The 17,725-nt window shown below is 43.8% G+C and carries 15 protein-coding genes and 1 tRNA gene; 8 read left to right on the top strand and 8 right to left on the bottom strand.

All coding sequences use genetic code 11. The features are described 5' to 3' along the window. Positions 1 to 34 precede the first annotated feature (34 nt). The 3 genes from FQ084_RS08685 to FQ084_RS08675 all read left to right on the top strand — a co-directional run bounded on the left by FQ084_RS08685 (position 35) and on the right by FQ084_RS08675 (position 2,955). A complete protein-coding gene (locus FQ084_RS08685; protein WP_262880713.1) occupies positions 35 to 523 on the top strand; it encodes an NfeD family protein in 489 nt (162 codons plus the stop codon). A gap of 21 nt (positions 524 to 544) precedes the next feature. Beyond that, entirely contained in the window at positions 545 to 1,405 is an 861-nt protein-coding gene (locus FQ084_RS08680; protein ID WP_149490254.1) for an SPFH domain-containing protein, read from the top strand. Positions 1,406 to 1,578: 173 nt separating this feature from the next. Further along, positions 1,579 to 2,955: an esterase-like activity of phytase family protein gene (locus FQ084_RS08675; protein ID WP_149490253.1), complete on the top strand. Its 1,377-nt coding sequence runs from the start codon at positions 1,579 to 1,581 to the stop codon at positions 2,953 to 2,955. 111 nt (positions 2,956 to 3,066) lie between these two features. Here FQ084_RS08675 and hemN read toward each other — a convergent pair whose 3' ends face one another. Both hemN and FQ084_RS08665 read right to left on the bottom strand, forming a co-directional pair. Then, a complete protein-coding gene (hemN, locus tag FQ084_RS08670; RefSeq protein WP_149490252.1) occupies positions 3,067 to 4,611 on the bottom strand; it encodes an oxygen-independent coproporphyrinogen III oxidase in 1,545 nt (514 codons plus the stop codon). A 338-nt stretch (positions 4,612 to 4,949) separates the two neighbouring features. Further along, positions 4,950 to 7,439, bottom strand: a complete 2,490-nt coding sequence (locus FQ084_RS08665; RefSeq protein ID WP_149490251.1) for a penicillin acylase family protein — start codon at positions 7,437 to 7,439, stop codon at positions 4,950 to 4,952. A gap of 368 nt (positions 7,440 to 7,807) precedes the next feature. Between FQ084_RS08665 and FQ084_RS08660 the strand changes: the two genes are divergently transcribed. Next, a complete protein-coding gene (locus FQ084_RS08660) occupies positions 7,808 to 9,394 on the top strand; it encodes a YifB family Mg chelatase-like AAA ATPase (RefSeq protein ID WP_149490250.1) in 1,587 nt (528 codons plus the stop codon). 12 nt (positions 9,395 to 9,406) lie between these two features. Here the strand turns inward: FQ084_RS08660 and FQ084_RS08655 are convergent, their stop codons facing one another. The 3 genes from FQ084_RS08655 to FQ084_RS08645 form a co-directional block, all read right to left on the bottom strand. Continuing rightward, positions 9,407 to 11,158 carry a formate--tetrahydrofolate ligase gene (locus tag FQ084_RS08655; RefSeq protein ID WP_149490249.1) on the bottom strand — a complete coding sequence of 584 codons (1,752 nt, stop codon included), beginning with the start codon at positions 11,156 to 11,158 and terminating at the stop codon, positions 9,407 to 9,409. A 119-nt stretch (positions 11,159 to 11,277) separates the two neighbouring features. Continuing rightward, positions 11,278 to 11,955, bottom strand: coding sequence for a phosphoglycolate phosphatase (locus FQ084_RS08650; protein ID WP_149490248.1), 678 nt, complete (start codon positions 11,953 to 11,955; stop codon positions 11,278 to 11,280). A gap of 198 nt (positions 11,956 to 12,153) precedes the next feature. Further along, on the bottom strand, positions 12,154 to 12,654 hold the full coding sequence (locus FQ084_RS08645) for a DUF4385 domain-containing protein (protein WP_149490247.1): 501 nt from the start codon (positions 12,652 to 12,654) through the stop codon (positions 12,154 to 12,156). A 251-nt stretch (positions 12,655 to 12,905) separates the two neighbouring features. Here FQ084_RS08645 and FQ084_RS08640 point away from each other — a divergent pair, with 251 nt between their 5' ends. Then, positions 12,906 to 13,199 carry a hypothetical protein gene (locus FQ084_RS08640; protein ID WP_149490246.1) on the top strand — a complete coding sequence of 98 codons (294 nt, stop codon included), beginning with the start codon at positions 12,906 to 12,908 and terminating at the stop codon, positions 13,197 to 13,199. Between the two features lie 142 nt (positions 13,200 to 13,341). On the opposite strand, the gene FQ084_RS08635 is transcribed toward FQ084_RS08640, so the two are convergent. Together FQ084_RS08635 and FQ084_RS08630 are read right to left on the bottom strand one after the other, a co-directional pair. After that, positions 13,342 to 13,417: transfer RNA gene (locus FQ084_RS08635), tRNA-Phe, on the bottom strand. A gap of 122 nt (positions 13,418 to 13,539) precedes the next feature. Continuing rightward, positions 13,540 to 13,962, bottom strand: coding sequence for an acetyl-CoA sensor PanZ family protein (locus tag FQ084_RS08630; protein WP_149490245.1), 423 nt, complete (start codon positions 13,960 to 13,962; stop codon positions 13,540 to 13,542). Between the two features lie 392 nt (positions 13,963 to 14,354). Here FQ084_RS08630 and hisB point away from each other — a divergent pair, with 392 nt between their 5' ends. The 3 genes from hisB (at position 14,355) to FQ084_RS08615 (ending at position 16,234) form a co-directional block, all read left to right on the top strand. Further along, positions 14,355 to 15,029, top strand: coding sequence for an imidazoleglycerol-phosphate dehydratase HisB (gene hisB, locus FQ084_RS08625; RefSeq protein WP_149490244.1), 675 nt, complete (start codon positions 14,355 to 14,357; stop codon positions 15,027 to 15,029). Continuing rightward, positions 15,030 to 15,674, top strand: a complete 645-nt coding sequence (gene hisH / locus FQ084_RS08620) for an imidazole glycerol phosphate synthase subunit HisH (protein ID WP_149490243.1) — start codon at positions 15,030 to 15,032, stop codon at positions 15,672 to 15,674. It abuts the gene before it with no gap. A gap of 167 nt (positions 15,675 to 15,841) precedes the next feature. Then, entirely contained in the window at positions 15,842 to 16,234 is a 393-nt protein-coding gene (locus tag FQ084_RS08615; RefSeq protein WP_149490242.1) for a hypothetical protein, read from the top strand. Between the two features lie 45 nt (positions 16,235 to 16,279). Here FQ084_RS08615 and FQ084_RS08610 read toward each other — a convergent pair whose 3' ends face one another. Continuing rightward, positions 16,280 to 17,626 carry a valine--pyruvate transaminase gene (locus FQ084_RS08610; RefSeq protein WP_149490241.1) on the bottom strand — a complete coding sequence of 449 codons (1,347 nt, stop codon included), beginning with the start codon at positions 17,624 to 17,626 and terminating at the stop codon, positions 16,280 to 16,282. Positions 17,627 to 17,725: the final 99 nt, after the last annotated feature.

The following is a 17,725-nucleotide window of genomic DNA, read 5'->3' as shown; positions in this document are numbered from 1 at the left end:
AGCAAGAATAGGTAGAATAAGGAATGTGACAACAATGGAGACGCTTTGGATGATTGAACCTTGGCACTGGCTGGTATTAGGCTTTGTGCTGCTGATCGTCGAGATGTTTGTGCCGACGTTTGCCTGCCTCTGGTTTGGGGCAGCTGCCATTATCGTTGCTGCTCTTTTATGGTTAATACCTATTTCTCTCACCGTCCAAATTATTATTTGGTTGATACTATCGGCTATCTTTTTATTGGCATGGTTTAAATTCGTCAAACCCTTGTCTGTAGATCGTACCAAAGCGGGATTGGGCGGCAGTGTGATTATCGGTGAAACGGGTATGATTATCTTAGCACCACAGCCAGATAGAGCAGGTATGGTGCGCTTTAGTGTGCCTATTGTTGGTGCCGCTGAATGGATGTGCCGTACTAGAGGTGAGCAAGTGGCAGTCGGTGATCGAGTGGTGGTCACAGATATCGTGGGTAATGAGCTGATTGTCAGTACTATGACGTCGCACGCGGTCATTAATAAAAATATTTAAACATAATAATAGGGGTGGAACATGGGAAGTTTTAGTATTGTATTGGTGGTATTGGTTGCATTGGTCGTCTTTACAGTGTTTAAAGGCGTACGTATTGTCCCGCAAGGCTATAAGTGGGTCGTGCAGAGATTGGGTAAATATAGCCAAACCTTAGAGCCTGGATTAAACCTTATTATTCCTTATGTTGATAATGTGGCTTATAAAGTTACCACTAAAGACATCGTGCTTGATATCCCGTCACAAGAGGTCATTACGCGAGACAACGTGGTGATTATCGCCAACGCTGTTGCTTATATTAATATCGTCCGTCCTGATAAAGCCGTCTATGGTATCGAAGATTACGAATACGGTATTCGAAATTTGGTGCAGACGTCTTTGCGTTCAATCATTGGTGAGATGGATCTTGATAGTGCCTTATCTAGCCGTGATGAAATAAAAATGAAGCTAAAGCACGCGATCTCAGAAGATATTTCTGATTGGGGTATCACGCTAAAAACAGTAGAGATCCAAGATATTAACCCGTCACAAACCATGCAAGCGTCAATGGAAGAGCAAGCGGCCGCTGAGCGTCTACGTCGTGCGACCGTGACCCGTGCTGATGGGCAAAAGCAAGCGGCTATCCTAGAAGCCGATGGTCGTCTAGAAGCCTCTCGTCGAGATGCCGAAGCGCAAGTGGTATTGGCGAAAGGTTCAGAAGAATCTATTCGTCTTATTACTGCTGCGATGGGCACGGAAGAGATGCCGATTGTATACCTATTGGGTGAGCAGTATATCAAGTCGATTCGCCAGTTAGCAGAATCTAATAACGCAAAAATGGTGGTATTACCAGCTGACATTCTAAGCACAATAAAAGGGATGGTAGGTGATAAGCTTAAGGTTTAAGAAACTATGGCTTAACCCCTGTTATGAAGTCAAATCTTAAAAAATAGTCAGTGATTATATGAAGCGCTGGCTATTTTTTTGACTTTAATTTACCCATGATTTTTTGATAAATTCTGAATAGTTTAATTCCGCTTTTATTTAATAATAAAAATACTGATACAAGGAAAATAACAATGACCAAGGAAAATATAAATGCTGCTATCATTCCTATGAGCGAATTTCCGCAAGGCAGCCCATTACCTTATACCGTGCTTGATGCGACGCATATTAATGCGGCTTACCCTGAAAAAAAGCTAGAGATTCGCGGCGGCGGCTACGGTTCAGATGCAGCGGCTCATCCAACCAATGCCAATCAATTTTATGCCCTCACCGATCGTGGTCCTAATGCTGATTTTGACGGTATTGCTGGTAAAGGTAAGCAATTTCTAGTACCAGGTTATACGCCATCTATTGGATTATTTGAATTACAAGCTGATGGCAAAATTATCAAAGTAAAAGAGACAGCACTCAAAGACAGGCTCGGCAATCCCATCTCTGGGTTACCAAATCCAAAAGCCCTTGGCGGTACCAATGAAGTACCCTATGATATCGATGGGCAGCCGATGACCGTCAATCCAAATTTGCCTTTTGATGCGCTGAGCAATCCTATTAAAACCGATATCAATGGTTTAGACCCTGAAGGTCTGGCGGCACTCAAAGATGGGAGTTTTTGGGTCAGTGATGAATATGGTCCACATCTCGTCCATTATGATGTCAATGGAGTGGAGATTGCCCGTATCAATGCGTTTGCCAATGATGAGCGTAATAATGTACTCATTAATGGTAAGCGGCTTTTATTACCGACAGAATTTACCAAACGCCGTGCCAATCGCGGGATGGAGGCGTTAACCATTACGCCAGACCAAAAGACGTTGGTCGGTATCATGGAATCTGCTATGGACAATCCTGATAAGTCAGGGCGCATGTCTAGTTTGGTGCGCATCGTAACAATCCATTTGGTTTCAGGGAAAATAGCACAATATTTATATCGCCTTGATCATGCGCAGCACGTGACTTCTGGCATCGTGGCACTTAGTAGTCATGAGTTTTACTTAATTGAACACGATCGCAAATTCCCGCTACAAGATAAATCAGCACAAAAACTAATCTACAAAATAGATATCTCGCAGGCAACAGATATTGACGCGATTATAAGTGGTACAAGTATTGAGAAAAATGACACGCTCGGTTTAACTATCGATGGACAAACACTCGAGCAGCTTATTGTAGCAAATGAAGAAAACTGGCAAGTGCTCGAAGAGATGAGTATCACACCGGTCAAAAAAACCTTGGTCGTCGATGTGCTGGCTAGCTTAGATTATCCGCATGATAAGCTTGAAGGGTTGTGGTTGCGGCAAGATGGCTCATTGGGCTTACTCAATGATGATGACTTTGCGATGACAGATTCAGAGATAGTGCACTCAAAAAGTAGCGTGGAACAAAAATATCTTGATGCGGAAAAAACCATCGAAGATGCCAATCGATTGTATATCGTCATGCCGACTGAATAGAGTAGATTGTTCTGTCGTAACTACTGATGCTTATGACAGACAATAAAAAAAAGACCTTGTGCGAGGTCTTTTTTTATTAAGTATCATTCAATCAATATGCTTTAGATGACTTTAAATAACCTTAGAGAAGCGGTTTTTATGTTTTTTCTCAAGATATTCATCGAACACCATGGCCACATTACGACCCAATAGACGACCTTTTGGCAGTACGCGAATCCCAGCCGCATCCATATCAATCAAGCGGTCCTGTTGCATCTCGTCCAACTGTTGGATTTCATCAATAAAGTAAGTGATGGCATCGATACCAAACTTCTGATTAATGTCTCGAAAATCCATATAGTCATGACATAATAAATTCATAATCACGTATTCACGTAAGCGGTCTTTAATCGAGGTCTTAATTACATTGACCGCGGGCATGATGGTTGGATTATCGCGTGCCGCATCGATATTTTCTTTGTAAACCTGTAAATCGGTGTGATTTTGCAGAATATAGCTGCTATTGGCATTGGCAATCTGACTGATTGAAGACACGCCAAACCCTAATAAATCACAATCGCCCATGATGGTATAACCTTGAAAATTACGATGCAACTTACCTTCGCGCTGGGCGATAGCAAGCTCATCATCAGGTTTGGCAAAATGGTCAATACCAATATATTGATAACCCGCTTCGCTTAATGTATTAATGGTATTACCCAGCATTGTAAGCTTAGCGGCTGGCGTCGGTAAATCCGCCTCTTTAATTTGGCGTTGAGATTTAAAGCGCTCAGGTAAGTGGGCGTAATTAAATACCGATAGGCGATCGGGTGACATCTCAATAATACGGCGTACAGTTTTATCTAAGGTCGTTGGCGTTTGATGTGGTAAACCATAAATTAGGTCGACGTTGATAGAATGGAAGCCCAACGCGCGCGCCTCAGCAAGCACATTCTCAATGAGCTCGGCAGAATTTATGCGATTGACCGCGATTTGTACGGTTTCATCTAAGTCTTGCACGCCCAAGCTCACGCGGTTAAAACCAAGGTTGCGCAGTACTTTTAGAGTCTCAGTGCCTAGCTCGCGTGGGTCAATCTCAATAGAGTAATCGCCTTGGTCTTCTGGTAAAAATTCAAACTGGGTCTGTAAAAATTCCCAAAGTTGTATCAACTCATTATCTTGTAGAAAGGTTGGCGTACCACCACCAAAATGTAGCTGTTTGACCAGTGGCTTTTCACCGTCTGCTGGTGTTTTTAATAAGCTACGTTTGTGCTTAATTTCCGCCATCAAATATTCTAGATAATCGCCGGCATCGCTATTTTTTTTGGTAATAATTTTATTACAAGCACAGTAATAGCAAAGATGGCGACAAAACGGTATATGAAAATAGAGCGATAGCGGTACATGGGCTTCGCGTTCTTGCAAAATCTTTGTTTCAAGTCCTTCTGGCATCGGTGAGAACTCTAAAGCAGTAGGGTAGGAGGTATAGCGCGGCCCCGAGCGATTATATTTATTGATAATATCTTCATCGAATGCCGGTAATTGCTTACTGGTAATGCTGCCGCGCGTACTGGCATACGGATTGTCCGGCTGCGTCACAGGGCGCACTGTGGTCGGCTGTTCGCTGGCATGGGCGAAAGGTTTTTGGGCGCTATTGATATCGGTTGGTTCTGACATGCGAGATTCCTCGGTTTGACTGTATAAATAGCCGTTTTTTACGTGATGAGCGCATGGCTTTTTTATTCGGATAATTGCTTTGCTAAGTATGGTTACTGAAACTAGCTTTTGCTAAAAGTTAGGTTGCTGTGGGTTACTTTAATATAAGTTATGGAGTTCGCTATGAAGCTAGATATTAAGGTTAGATAGGTGATAAGCAGTATAACAAATCATGGGTTATAGTGGCATGGACGGCAAGTTTTCGTATATACCCATAAAGTTGTATTGTTATTTGCCATGAAAAAAGACCTCAGGACGATCCTAAAGTCTTTTGTGTGCATGTTAAAATTTGGCTATGACTACTCTCTTAGTTTTACCACTTCACCCACGGCTTGTTTGGAGATGTCGCTGATGCTAAAAGGCACACGAATCCAATCTTTATCTGCGTAGCGACGCGTCTGATCACGATGATAAGGGCGCGTGCTATCCGCTGATTGTGAATAGGCAAGCAGCGCCTCTACGACAGGCTCTTTGTCATCAAAAGTCACCGTTTGCATATAGGTCGGTCCATTATTAATAATGTAATTACCCATATTATTGACTCCCTCACCTCGGGCAACGTTAAAGATACCTTCGCTACCATAACCACCATGCATAGGGATACGCTGATTATTCTTGCCAGTATCTAGCACATATTGTAGCTCCCCTAAGGTGGCATCCAGCGCTATGCCCTTATTTTGAAAATATACAATAGCATCGCCCAAGGCTTGACGAGTCTGTGCGGTGATTTTTAGCTCGCGAGGCGTATTGATAGGGTCTGCCTCGTTAAATGGTACTTTAAATGAATCATTTGTATATTCGGTAAAACCAGCTTTGCTCCAAAACTCTCTAAACACATGCGCGCCTCGGCTGTTGATATTGTTGCGACGATCCCAAGTACTCAGAATGCTACAGGCCTGTGTGGCATCGATACTGCCACCATCCTTCAGAGGCAGCATAGGTTTAGCGGTACAGTCAGCCAAGACATCATCGAGAACCAACTCTGCAGCATAGCTACGGTTGCCATAAACGACTTCTTGCATATTAGCTGAAGTAAAGGTTTTGCTACCCAGCCCATCTGAGTTATCAAGACGGTCTAATACTTGCTGAAATGCCATACGTGTACGCAGAGAAAGTGGTACGCCCTCTGGGCTAGTTGCACTAGGGAAAGGCGTTAAACGGCGACGTAGCAGTGGTGAAAACCCTGTTAATGGCTCATCTAAATTACTCAACCAATAAGTATCGTTTGAGTTAAGCACATAGTCATCACGTATTAAGAAAGGCAGATTTGAGCGCCCAAAAATGCCCGCTTGCGGCGAATCGGCATCATTACCCCATTCGCAATCCGCGTTGCTGCCATCTAATGCTGGTAGACCAAAACCAACGATGGCTTGTAAATAGGGCTTACCAGCAGTACAGCTTGCGAGTTTTTGAGCGGTCACATGCGGTACAGTTGAGATATCAGCATAAAGCGCTTTACCGTAGCGGTCGGTTGCAATGGTGTTGACAAATCCTAGCCCCACCATATCTTGCATTTTATCGACCAAATCTTCGACACTGCTGGCTTTATTCATACTGCGCCATTGGTTCAACGAGCGGGCGTTTTCTGCGGCGGCATCACGGATGGTAAAGGCGATATTATTTGTACCCCAAGGCGGTAATAACGGATTGATTTGATTGACGGCTAACATAGGGCCAAAATGTGACGAATAAACAGCTCTCACCAACGTCTGATTATTTGGTAATTGAATGGTGATGTCATCCTTTTGAATATCACGTTGCTCAACGACACCCTTACTATTGGTATAGTTGTACTTCATTGGATCGCCGTCTACTAGGCTGAGTTGATAAAGCGTGAAGCGTTTGGCGGTAGAAACCGTATGACTCCAAGCAATGTCTTTATTAAAGCCAATATTGGGGAAGGGCTGTCCTTGCTGTCCGGCGCCCATGACATCAAGCTCGCCCGGCATGGTCAAATGGAACTCGTAAAAGCGCTGTAGACCATCCCAAGGCTCATGGGGATTACCATAAAGGATACCGCTCTTGGTGCCCGTGACTTCACTACCAAAGGCATAGGCATTGCTACCGCCATTGGTCACGTTGATGGCGCTCATATCAAAGTCAAAGCCTGATGCCAAATCAGCGGCAGACTCTGACGATAATTCGCCCTCTGGTTCTATAGACATGGAGCGCATTAGAGAGCTGCCCATGATACCATTTGCTACAGGCGGCGTCGCAGTGGCGATAGGAGTGACAAAATTCGATAGACCACCGCGCAAATTGGCCTTGCCATAAAGCGCTAGCAAATCATCGGTCTTAATTTCACGAATCCATTCAGCACCAGCACAGTCTGGATCGATATTGTCGACACCTTTATCACGTAAATAGCGGCTATAGCCCGCTGCATAGCCTGCTACCGCATCCAAAACCTCAGGCTCTTGAGCATTTAAAAATTGCTGACGCTTAGCGTCTGAGTTGTACCAAGTATAAAAGACATCACTATCGATATCTCCTTCATCACCCAGATAGCGCATACTCTGGCCTTTGGCTATCACGATTTCGCGTGCCAGTGAACAAATATTATCTTCGGCAAAGGCGTAACCAACGCCGTACCCTAGTCCTTTATAGTCTTTGGCGGTGATGTGCGGTATCCCAAACTCAGTGCGCTGAATATCCGCCTCATAAGTATTATCGCTATCTATATTGCCATTAAAATTATCGTTATCCGAACAACCAAACAGTCCCAACGAGACTGCCATCGTCAATAGCGTGAGTGTGTTTACACGCCGATTAAGCACGTTGATGCTCATAATCTTACCCATCCATGGTGAATTACGATTATATAAAGTGCTGGCAAAAACCCACCATCAAGCTTTAAGTGTCAATAAATTCCTTTTATTGCCATACTTTTTGTAGCTCTTATATTTTTTGATATATAAGATAAATTAAAAAGAATTTATCAATCATATAACAATTTCAAACATCTATGCTAGCGAATAAACCAAAGGATTGATTGGCTGATTTTTGATGTAAATATAAGAAGAAACTGTCTTTAACTATTTTAATAGTAGGTCAATAACAATGCTGCTTTAATAGATTGATAAATAATAAAACACGACATTTGCGCACTTATTAATAATGCTTTATTATCGATTCATCACTACATTAGGAAAGGCCGATGTCATTTGCCCAAGTCTATACGCGCTCAGTCGTTGGGCTGCATGCACCGCAAGTCATTATTGAGGTGCATTTATCGCAAGGCTTGCCAGCGCTCACCATTGTCGGCTTGCCTGCTGCTGCCGTACGCGAAAGTAAAGATAGGGTGCGCTCAGCCATTCTGAATTCAGGATTTCAATTCCCTAACCGGCGGCTGACGATTAATTTAGCACCAGCAGACCTGCCAAAAGATGGCGCAAGGCTGGACTTACCGATTGCGATTGGTATTCTAGCCGCCAGTGGGCAACTTGAGCCAGAAGTAATGTCAGGGTTTGAGTTTATCGGTGAGCTGGCGCTGAATGGTGAGCTTCGGCAGGTAAGTGGTAGCTTGGCTGTTGCTCGAGCCATCAAAGCAGAGGCGCTAACCTTAAAAGCATCAAGAGGGTCAAAGGCGTCAAAAACTCATAAACCACAGCTGAGTAAGAAGCAGCAACAATCAAAAACCCCGCAGTTAATAGTACCGATAGATAATGGTGCGGAGGCTAGCCGTGTCGAAGGCGTAGAGATACTAGGTGCTCAAAGTCTAAAAGCAGTTTGTGACCATTTGCAATCGTTGACTAATCCAAATGCTACGTATGAACGCTTAGAGATTGTACCGCCCGCTGCAGTAGAGAAACATCTTGGTTATAAGGTAGACTTGGCCGATGTTAAAGGTCAGCATCATGCGCGGCGGGCGTTGGAGATAGCCGCCGCAGGTGGTCATTCGTTATTATTTACAGGGCCACCGGGCTCGGGCAAGACGTTAATGGCGTCACGACTACCGACTATCTTGCCTGACTTAAATGATGAGGATGCATTAGAAGTTGCCAGTACCTATTCAGTGGCAGACAGCGATTACGATTATGGTACACGGCCATTCAGGCAAGTCCATCACACCATATCTGCCGTGGCATTGGTCGGTGGCGGCTCACGTCCCAAACCTGGCGAGATTACGCTTGCCAATAAGGGTGTGTTATTTTTGGATGAATTACCCGAGTTTGATCGTACCGTGTTAGAAGTATTGCGTCAGCCGTTGGAAGCCAAGCAAATCACCATTAGCCGTGCAAACTCACAGATGACCTTTCCAGCAAATTTTCAATTGGTGGCGGCGATGAATCCTTGCCCATGTGGCTATGATGGCGATGGCTCGGGCCGATGTCGCTGTCGACCTGAACAGATTAAGCGCTATCAAGATAAGCTGTCAGGCCCACTACTTGATCGTATTGATTTGCATATAACGGTACCAGCCCTACCAATTGCGGATCTGCAAAATGCTCAGGCTGGCGAAACGTCTGCACAGGTGCGCACGCGAGTCGCTGCTGCACACAAGCATCAATTAGAGCGACAAAAAAAGGTCAATAATGAGCTAAGCCCTAGCGAGATTGATAGGTATATTCAGCTAGGAGAGAGCGAGCAGCAATTATTACAGCTTGCTCAGCAGCGTCTAAATTTATCAGCTCGAGGTTATCATCGCGTATTACGCGTTGCACGGACGATTGCTGATTTGGCTGACAGTGTCAATATTACCAGTGCTCATGTGTCTGAGGCACTGAGCTATCGTAGTAAGTGATTCGTTTTTCCGTTAAAAAAGCCCAGTAATATTTCCATTATGATCTAAATCAATATATTCAGCTGAAGGGCGTTTGGGTAGACCGGGCATTTTCATGATAGGGCCGCAAATCACTACGATAAACCCTGCACCAGAAGAGATGCTGATATCACGCACATGGATAGTGAAACCAGTAGGTCTTCCCAGTAGTTTGGCATCATCACTAAGCGAATACTGGGTTTTGGCAATACAAATCGGCATCTTATCGAGATTTAAGGCTTCTAGGCGGCGTATTTTGGCTTGAGCGGCACTGCTGATATCAATATCTTCTGCCCCATAAATACGCTGGGCAACCGTGCGAATTTTATCAGCGATACTATCATCACTGTCATAAGCCAAACGGAATTGGCTAGGTTGACTGCTATTATTTTGAGAGCCTTTATCTTGAGCGCTGTTATTCTTATCGCTGTCATCAAACAGTTTAAGCAGAGTGTTCGCTAAATCTTCACCACCAGCGCCACCTTTTTCCCATACTTGCGTGAGAGCAACCTCTACACCTTTTTCCATGCAAGCTTGTCGCACTAACTCAACTTCGGCATCGGTATCACTAATAAAGTGATTGATGGCGACTACCACCGGTAGACCATATACCTCTTGCATGTTTTCTATGTGCTTCATCAGGTTTGGCAGACCTTTCTCAAGGGCTGGCAGGTTTTCAATCGTCAGCTCATCTTTAGCGACGCCGCCATTGTATTTTAATGCTCGAATGGTTGCGACTATAACGGCAGCATCCGGTGTCAGTCCTGACAATCGACACTTAATATCACAAAATTTCTGCGCGCCAAGGTCTGCACCAAATCCTGCTTCGGTAAGCGTGTAATCTGCCAAATGCATCGCAACGCGAGTGGCGATAACAGAGTTGCAACCGTGGGCGATATTGGCAAATGGTCCACCATGAACGATGGCAGGTGTACCTTCAATCGTCTGTACAAGGTTGGGTTTGATGGCTTCTTTTAGGAGTACCGCCATTGCCCCATGGGCGTTCAAATCTTTAGCATAGATAGGCTGTTTGTCTTTACTAAAGGCGACTAATATATTGCCTAAGCGCTGTTTTAAGTCGCTTAAATCGGTTGCTAAGCAAAAGATAGCCATGACTTCAGAGGCAACGGTAATATCAAAACCATCTTCGCGCATCACACCGTCAGTCGTCTTACCAATGCCACTGATAATATTGCGCAGTTGACGGTCATTCATATCTACTGCGCGCCGCCAGAACACTTGTTTTGGGTCTATATTTAGCATATTTCCTTGGTAAATATGATTGTCTATCAGCGCCGCTAACAGATTATTTGCCGCCCCAATCGCATGAAAGTCACCCGTAAAGTGTAGATTAATATCTTCCATAGGTAGTACTTGCGCGTAACCACCACCCGCTGCGCCACCTTTAACGCCAAATACCGGGCCTATAGACGGCTCACGGATAGCGACCACCGTTTTCTCACCACTATTTTTCTGCTTATGGATGCGATTTAATGCGTCAGCCAAGCCAATAGTAACGGTTGTTTTACCTTCACCAGCTGGCGTTGGGTTAATGGCGGTAACCAGTATCAACTTGCTGTGTTTGGCTTTTGCGGGCATCGCAAACACATCATCTGGATTAATCTTTGCCTTATAGTGTCCGTAAGGTTCGATATTGACTGTCGATAAACCAAGTTTTTCAGCGATAAGAGTGATTGATTGTAAGGTTGCTTTTTGGGCAATAGCAATATCGCTAGGTACGGTCATAATAAACAGTCTCTTGAATCGGTACGTCGGTACAGATTAATGATTTTTATCTAAAAGGCTTGGTAGGTTAAGTGTTTGCTTGAAAAATATCAGCCAGTTAACCTTCAGTTATTAAATGCCTATTCTTTTAAAAGATACTCAACCAATGCCGCAAAGTCATCAAATACTTTGGTAGGATTTAGCTCACGAATATCTTGCCCATAATTATAACCATACGACAGACCAAGCGTGTCCATATTAGCGTGTTGTCCCGCTAAAATATCGTTTCTGGAGTCACCAATCATGACTGCTTGTTTTGGAGCAACATTCAGCATTTTACAGACATGCAATAGCGGTGCGGGATCCGGTTTTTTAAAGGGTAAGCTATCACCGCCTAGCACTTCGCTAAACAAGTCCTGCCAACCAAAGGATTGCAAGATTTTGGGTACGAAAAGAATGGGTTTGTTGGTGACTAAGGCCAATATATAGCCCGCTGCCTGTAGCTTTTTTAGGCCGCTATCCACATCTGGGTAGGCGACAGTTTTACTGCCACTGATATTTTTATAGGCATCGAAAAATACTTGCTCAGCATGATCGGCCTCTTCCTTGGTTAACTCGCCTTCTAACACCTCTATCTTACCTACCAACGCGCGCTCGACCAGCATCCTTGAGCCATTACCGACCCAATTACGTATGGCATCAAGAGCGTAGGTTTCCTTACCAAGCGTGGTCAGCATTGCGTTAGTCGCATCAGCTAAATCTGGCACGCTATCAATTAAGGTGCCATCGAAGTCAAAAATTAAAAGCTGCTTATCCATTATTTCTCGCTATTGTTGATACAATTTAAAAAACACCGTGTTACTGAAACAAATTTTTGCGAAGCCTCTGGAGGGACAAGGTCGCGCAGCAAGCGAGGAAAATTTGTACCAGTAACACGTTCTGGTAGATTGCTAATCTGCATTACCATAGCACAGCAAGCTGTTAAAACTAACCATTACTATGATTCTTAACCGCTACTACTCGACGTTTTTATAGCGCTCACGATGTTCTGCTTTCATCTTTAGATAGGTTTCGTTTTCGCGGCACAGATCCCATTTTTGTTTAAAAATACAGGCAGATTCTGCTTTGATCGGATCCTCGGTTTGCCGTGGTAGCTCTTCACGTCCATGTGCACCGCTTTGGCCTTTTTTATCATCAGGTACTGGTCCCTTGTATTTCTTGCCGCCTTTGTGATTGGCATAGCGGCGGGCACGAGTATAACCCATTTGAATAAATTTGCGCGCCATGTCCGCACCAACAAAATCATCGGCAGCCAAGTAATCTAAAAACATCTGATAAATAGTTTCACTGCTATCAAGCGCAATCTCAGGGGTGGCAAAGCGCCAATGCGGTAGAATCTCAGATTTATAAGGCTCCACCAATAAGACGCCTTGTTCACCGCGACCGACACGGTACAGCTCAGGCTGCGCACGCAAATCTACGTTTTTATAGTCCAGATTATAATCAAACGCTCTCATGGTTTTGCCTATTAGTATTGCTTAGTTATTAATTATTAACTGTCAGATTTATCATTATTACTGCTATCGAGTATACTGAGTGACCCTATCTAATAAACAGCACAAAAATGTTATGCAACCGTGACCGTAAGCGTTTAGCATAAGAAGAATAATTGGTAGAAGCCATTAATGGGAAGGTCATGACAGTTAATCAAATCAGAAAAACTATCGTAGCTAGGTCAGCTTCTGCGATGATATTAAAAAGTATGCTTATGATATCAGCGCTTGTCCTGCTCAGCGTGTTAACAACCACTGTCGCCTATAGTGCTTGGTTTGAGCGTTTGATTCCGCAAGGTGAGACCTATACGGTACGCGAGATAGATCGTGACCTGGCATTCGTGATTGATGGTTTTATTTATGATGCGCGTACATCTTGTTTTATAGTAGTCGGCGATCGGGTGGTGTTTTTTGAAGGGCGTCACGGTATTGATTATCGCGCGACGATTTATGATTTGGATTCGCGTGAGCGTTGTAATCTACTATTACGTGGTCGCCTGTATCAGTAGCACGTGCTTGGCTTATATCGTTAGCCATGTGATTATTAAAATACCGTTTCTATTATCCAGTGTCTGTATAAAAAGTCATAAATTAAGCATAAAAAAAGCCCCGAACATTGCTGTTCCGGGCTTTTTAGAATGCTTAAACGAATGGTGGCTCGAGGCAGGTTCGAACTGCCGACACACGGATTTTCAATCCGTTGCTCTACCGACTGAGCTATCGAGCCGTCTTCGTTGAGGCGCTATTAAACTAAATATAGGCGTTACTGTCAAGTGATTTTTGCATAATATGCGATAAAAAACCATAAATAGTCAAATATAAGCCAAATACAAGGTTTTAAACTCGTATTTAATCCTTAACGCGCAGGAGCTCATACTCGCTCATGATACGATGAATATCGGCATCGACTGGAACGAACTCGCGCACACCTTTTTTCACTTCGGCATCATAGACCAGTTTGATAAACTTAGCATCGATGGCGCGACCTCGATTTTGGCTGTGTACCGTGAGATATTGCAAGCGTTTTGCATCGGTTTGTCCATCATCAAAGCAAGCAACCGCGGCGATAGGCTTGTCATTAAACATACCGACATACAGGGTTTGACCACGCTTAAACCCTTGCTCAATAAGATTTAATACTTCTGCGCCACTTGGCTGGTTGTCATCGCTGTCATATAAGGCATGCAAGCGCTCGGATAGTTCGTTTTCACGCGCAGGTTTTTTAATCAGTGGCGCATCTAAGCTGTTGATGGCGATCGCTTCTAAAGGCATAATCATTTCCTATAAATAATCGGTTGCTATAAGGTGATACAGCGTGGCATCGAGTGTAGCATTGTAGAGTCGGCGCGGCTTATGATTGATAATACTGAACGCACTATTTTAGCAGAATAGGGCGATTTTGTGCGTCGATTACTGCTTGGTCGTGGCAGTAAATGCTAGGGTTTGCTATGATGAGGATAGACAATGGTTTATATGCAAAAAACCTAATATTTCGGCTTTTTGAATAAGTGTTTTTAGTAAGAATTTGAATAAGCCTTTTGAATAAACATTGACCCCACTTTTAGCTTAGTTTTTTATATTATTTATTTTAGACGCTAGTAAGAATGCTTTGGGCGCTTTTTCGCCCTATTTTATTGACCGCTTTTCATTTATAGAGAGTAGCCATGACTGCCAATTCTACGACGACAACCAATACAGCCAATGCAACTGAGCAAAACCAATCTACCAATCTAAATTTACATGGTCGCCCAGCCCGTACCGCTACCGTTGAGCGTAATACTGCTGAGACGCAAGTGACTTGTACCGTCAATCTTGATGGTACAGGTCAAGGCACTGTCGATACTGGTGTGCCGTTTTTGGATCATATGATTGATCAAATTAAGCGTCACGGTTTGTTTGACTTAGATATCAAATGTACCGGCGACACCTTTATCGATGATCACCACAGTGTTGAAGATACTGGCATCACGCTTGGGCAAGCATTCAATAAAGCATTAGGTGATAAAAAAGGCATCCGTCGTTATGGGCACTTTTATGCGCCACTCGATGAAGCGCTTACCCGCGCAGTGGTTGATTTATCAGGCCGTCCTGGTTTGCATATGGACATTCCTTTTACCCGCTCGCACGTCGGTAATTTCGATGTCGATTTATTCAGCGAATTCTTCTACGGCTTCGTCAATCACTCATGGATGACGGTGCATTTAGACAATCTTAAAGGTAAAAACAGCCATCACCAAATCGAATCTACCTTTAAAGCCTTTGCTCGTGCGCTACGTATGGCTTGCGAATATGATGAGCGTGCGCTGAATACGCTACCGTCGACCAAAGAGGCTTTTTAGATGAGTCGAGCCACAAAGATTGCACTACTAGATTATGGCATGGGTAATTTGCACTCGGCCAGCAAAGCATTGTCAGCGGTAGGCGCGGAAGTCGTTATTACCAATGACCCAAAAGTCGTCGCGGCGGCTGATAAGATTTTCTTCCCAGGTGTCGGTGCGATGCGCGACTGTATCGCTGGCATGCATGAGGCAGGTATTGATGAGGTCATACGTCAGGCGATATTTAATAAGCCTGTCATGGCCATCTGCGTCGGTATGCAGGCGTTGTTTGAGCAGTCCGCTGAGAATGGTGGCACAACATGCTTGGGCATCTTAAATGGCAGCGTAGAAGCGTTTGACCCTACTTGGAAAGATGAGCAAGGCGCAACCATTAAAGTGCCGCACATGGGCTGGAATACCATTAACGGTATGGATTTTGACCATCCATTGTGGAACGGCATCGAAGATAATGCACATTTTTACTTTGTACATAGCTACTACTGCGCGCCAGCCGATAGCTCGCAAGTGGCTGCCGTTTGTGACTACGGTCAGCCGTTTTGTGCCAGTATTTTGCAAGACAACTTGTTTGCGACCCAGTTCCACCCAGAAAAAAGCCACACCGCGGGTTTGCAGCTGTTAAAGAATTTTGTAGATTGGAATATTTAAAAAGCGTGCGTTGAATGTTTGATTGGACAGTTTTGATTGAACAGCTTCGATTAAATAGGAAGGTAGGTTAGCAAATGCTTAATCTACCTTTTTTATTCTCAATATATAATTAGTTGTTTTTCATTTATACTCAGTTATTTTCTATCTCTTATACGCGGAATAAAATCGTGGATTTTTATCTCTTTAAAAACGGTGTCGTGGATGCCACAGGATTAGACAAAGACGCCTTACATATGTATGTGGGCATTGGTGTCTACCTATTAAGTTTAATCTTGCTACGTCCAATTTTTAAAAAATACAGTGTTAGAGCATTTATTGCTTTGATCATGGTAACCGCTATCGCCTTATTAGGTGAGTATTTGGATAATCGCCAGACGATTACCGAGCTAGGACTCGCAGGGTTACAAGCTGCAGAAATAAAGGCCAGTATCCATGATATTGTTAATACCTGTATGCTGTCTTATATAATCTATGGCTTTACCGTATGGACAAAGACATTTCAGTCAATCAACACCGTCAAACCTATGATTAAACGACAGAAAAAAACGGACTATTCATAAGTCCGTTTTTTGTTTCTATCGTTAACGCTTTGTATAATAAAAGGCTTAGTCGTTCTGACTGCTAGCCTTATCATAAAGCTCGCGCACCACCTCACCAATCACTCGAATACCATCAATCAGCGTTTGCTCATCAGCGGCGATACTCATGCGGATGCATTCGTGTGCATGCTGATAATCGCTGATATCGACACCAGGGAAGAAGTACTCACTTGGAACGATAATCGTACCTCTTTCTTTCAAACGCTCGTACAGCTCAAGCGTGCTAATCGGCAAATCTTTAAACCATAACCATAAGAAAATCGCGCCCTCAGGCTTATGAATCATTAATGGATAATCACCCAACGCTTCTTTTAACAGCTTTACCGCTAATGTGGCTTGCTTTTGATAAAAGGGTTTAATCTCATTATCAGCTAACTGCTTGATACGGTCATCGTTTACCAATGGCGTCGCAATCGCTGCGCCAAAACGTGTTGGCGCTAAATTCACCACCGCATTCATGGCGCTGACCGCTTCGATGACTTTCGCGTCGGCAACGACAATACCCGTACGCATACCGGGCAGACCAATTTTAGACAGGCTAAAACAAAGGATCGTATTGTTATCCCAGTTTAAATGCGCGTCAGAGTAGATGATATTAGGGAAGGGCATACCGTAGGCGTTATCGATGATAAGCGGGATGTCATAACGCTTGGCAATCTCAGTTAAATGCGCCATTTCCTCATCGGTCAATACATTACCCGTTGGATTGGTCGGACGCGAACAGCAAATCGCGCCGATACGCCCTTCTTTCAATGCTGGCAAGTTCTCTAACGCTTCAAAATCGACGCGATATTTAAAGAAACCTTCCTCGCCATCATGGGTTACTTCATCAATATGAGGTAATACGGCTGCAAAATGCTGACCTTCGACATGCACATCACTATAGCCAATATATTCAGGGGTTAATGGTAGTAGGATTGATTTGTCGACAGACTGGCTTTGTTTATCCTGACTGTTTTCATCAACGAAAGCCCCACCAAATAAGTTAAACAAATAGAAAAAAGCATTCTGCGAACCATTGGTCAAAGCGATATTTTCTGCGGTCAAATTCCAATCATAATGACGATTAAAGAAGCCAACCAAAGCATCGATAAAGCCCGCATCACCTTGCGGATTAGAGTAATTCGCCATGCTAATAATAGCGCTGCTATTAGCCTCACCGGCATCGTTATCATTACCAAGCGCTTTATAAGTCTCTAAAAATAGCTCATTAACAGCATCAATCTTGGCAGGATTACCACCGCCAAGCATGTTAATTGGCTGATCGCTTTTTAGCGCATCGCCCAGATCATCCATCAATTGTGAGATACCGGTGGGTTGGGTAAATTTTTGACCGAATTTTGAGAATTTCATAAGATTACCGTACTTTCCTGAATGTTCTATGAGAGTTATATATGAATGCTGAGATGGGCATTAGTATAGCAAATAGTCAGTTTTAAACGAGCTGGAATA

Source organism: Psychrobacter sp. ANT_WB68 (assembly GCF_008369115.1).
In the GTDB taxonomy this organism is placed as follows: domain Bacteria; phylum Pseudomonadota; class Gammaproteobacteria; order Pseudomonadales; family Moraxellaceae; genus Psychrobacter.
The sequence above is the reverse complement of the archived record's forward strand: the minus strand, read 5'-3'. Positions and strand labels throughout refer to the sequence as shown.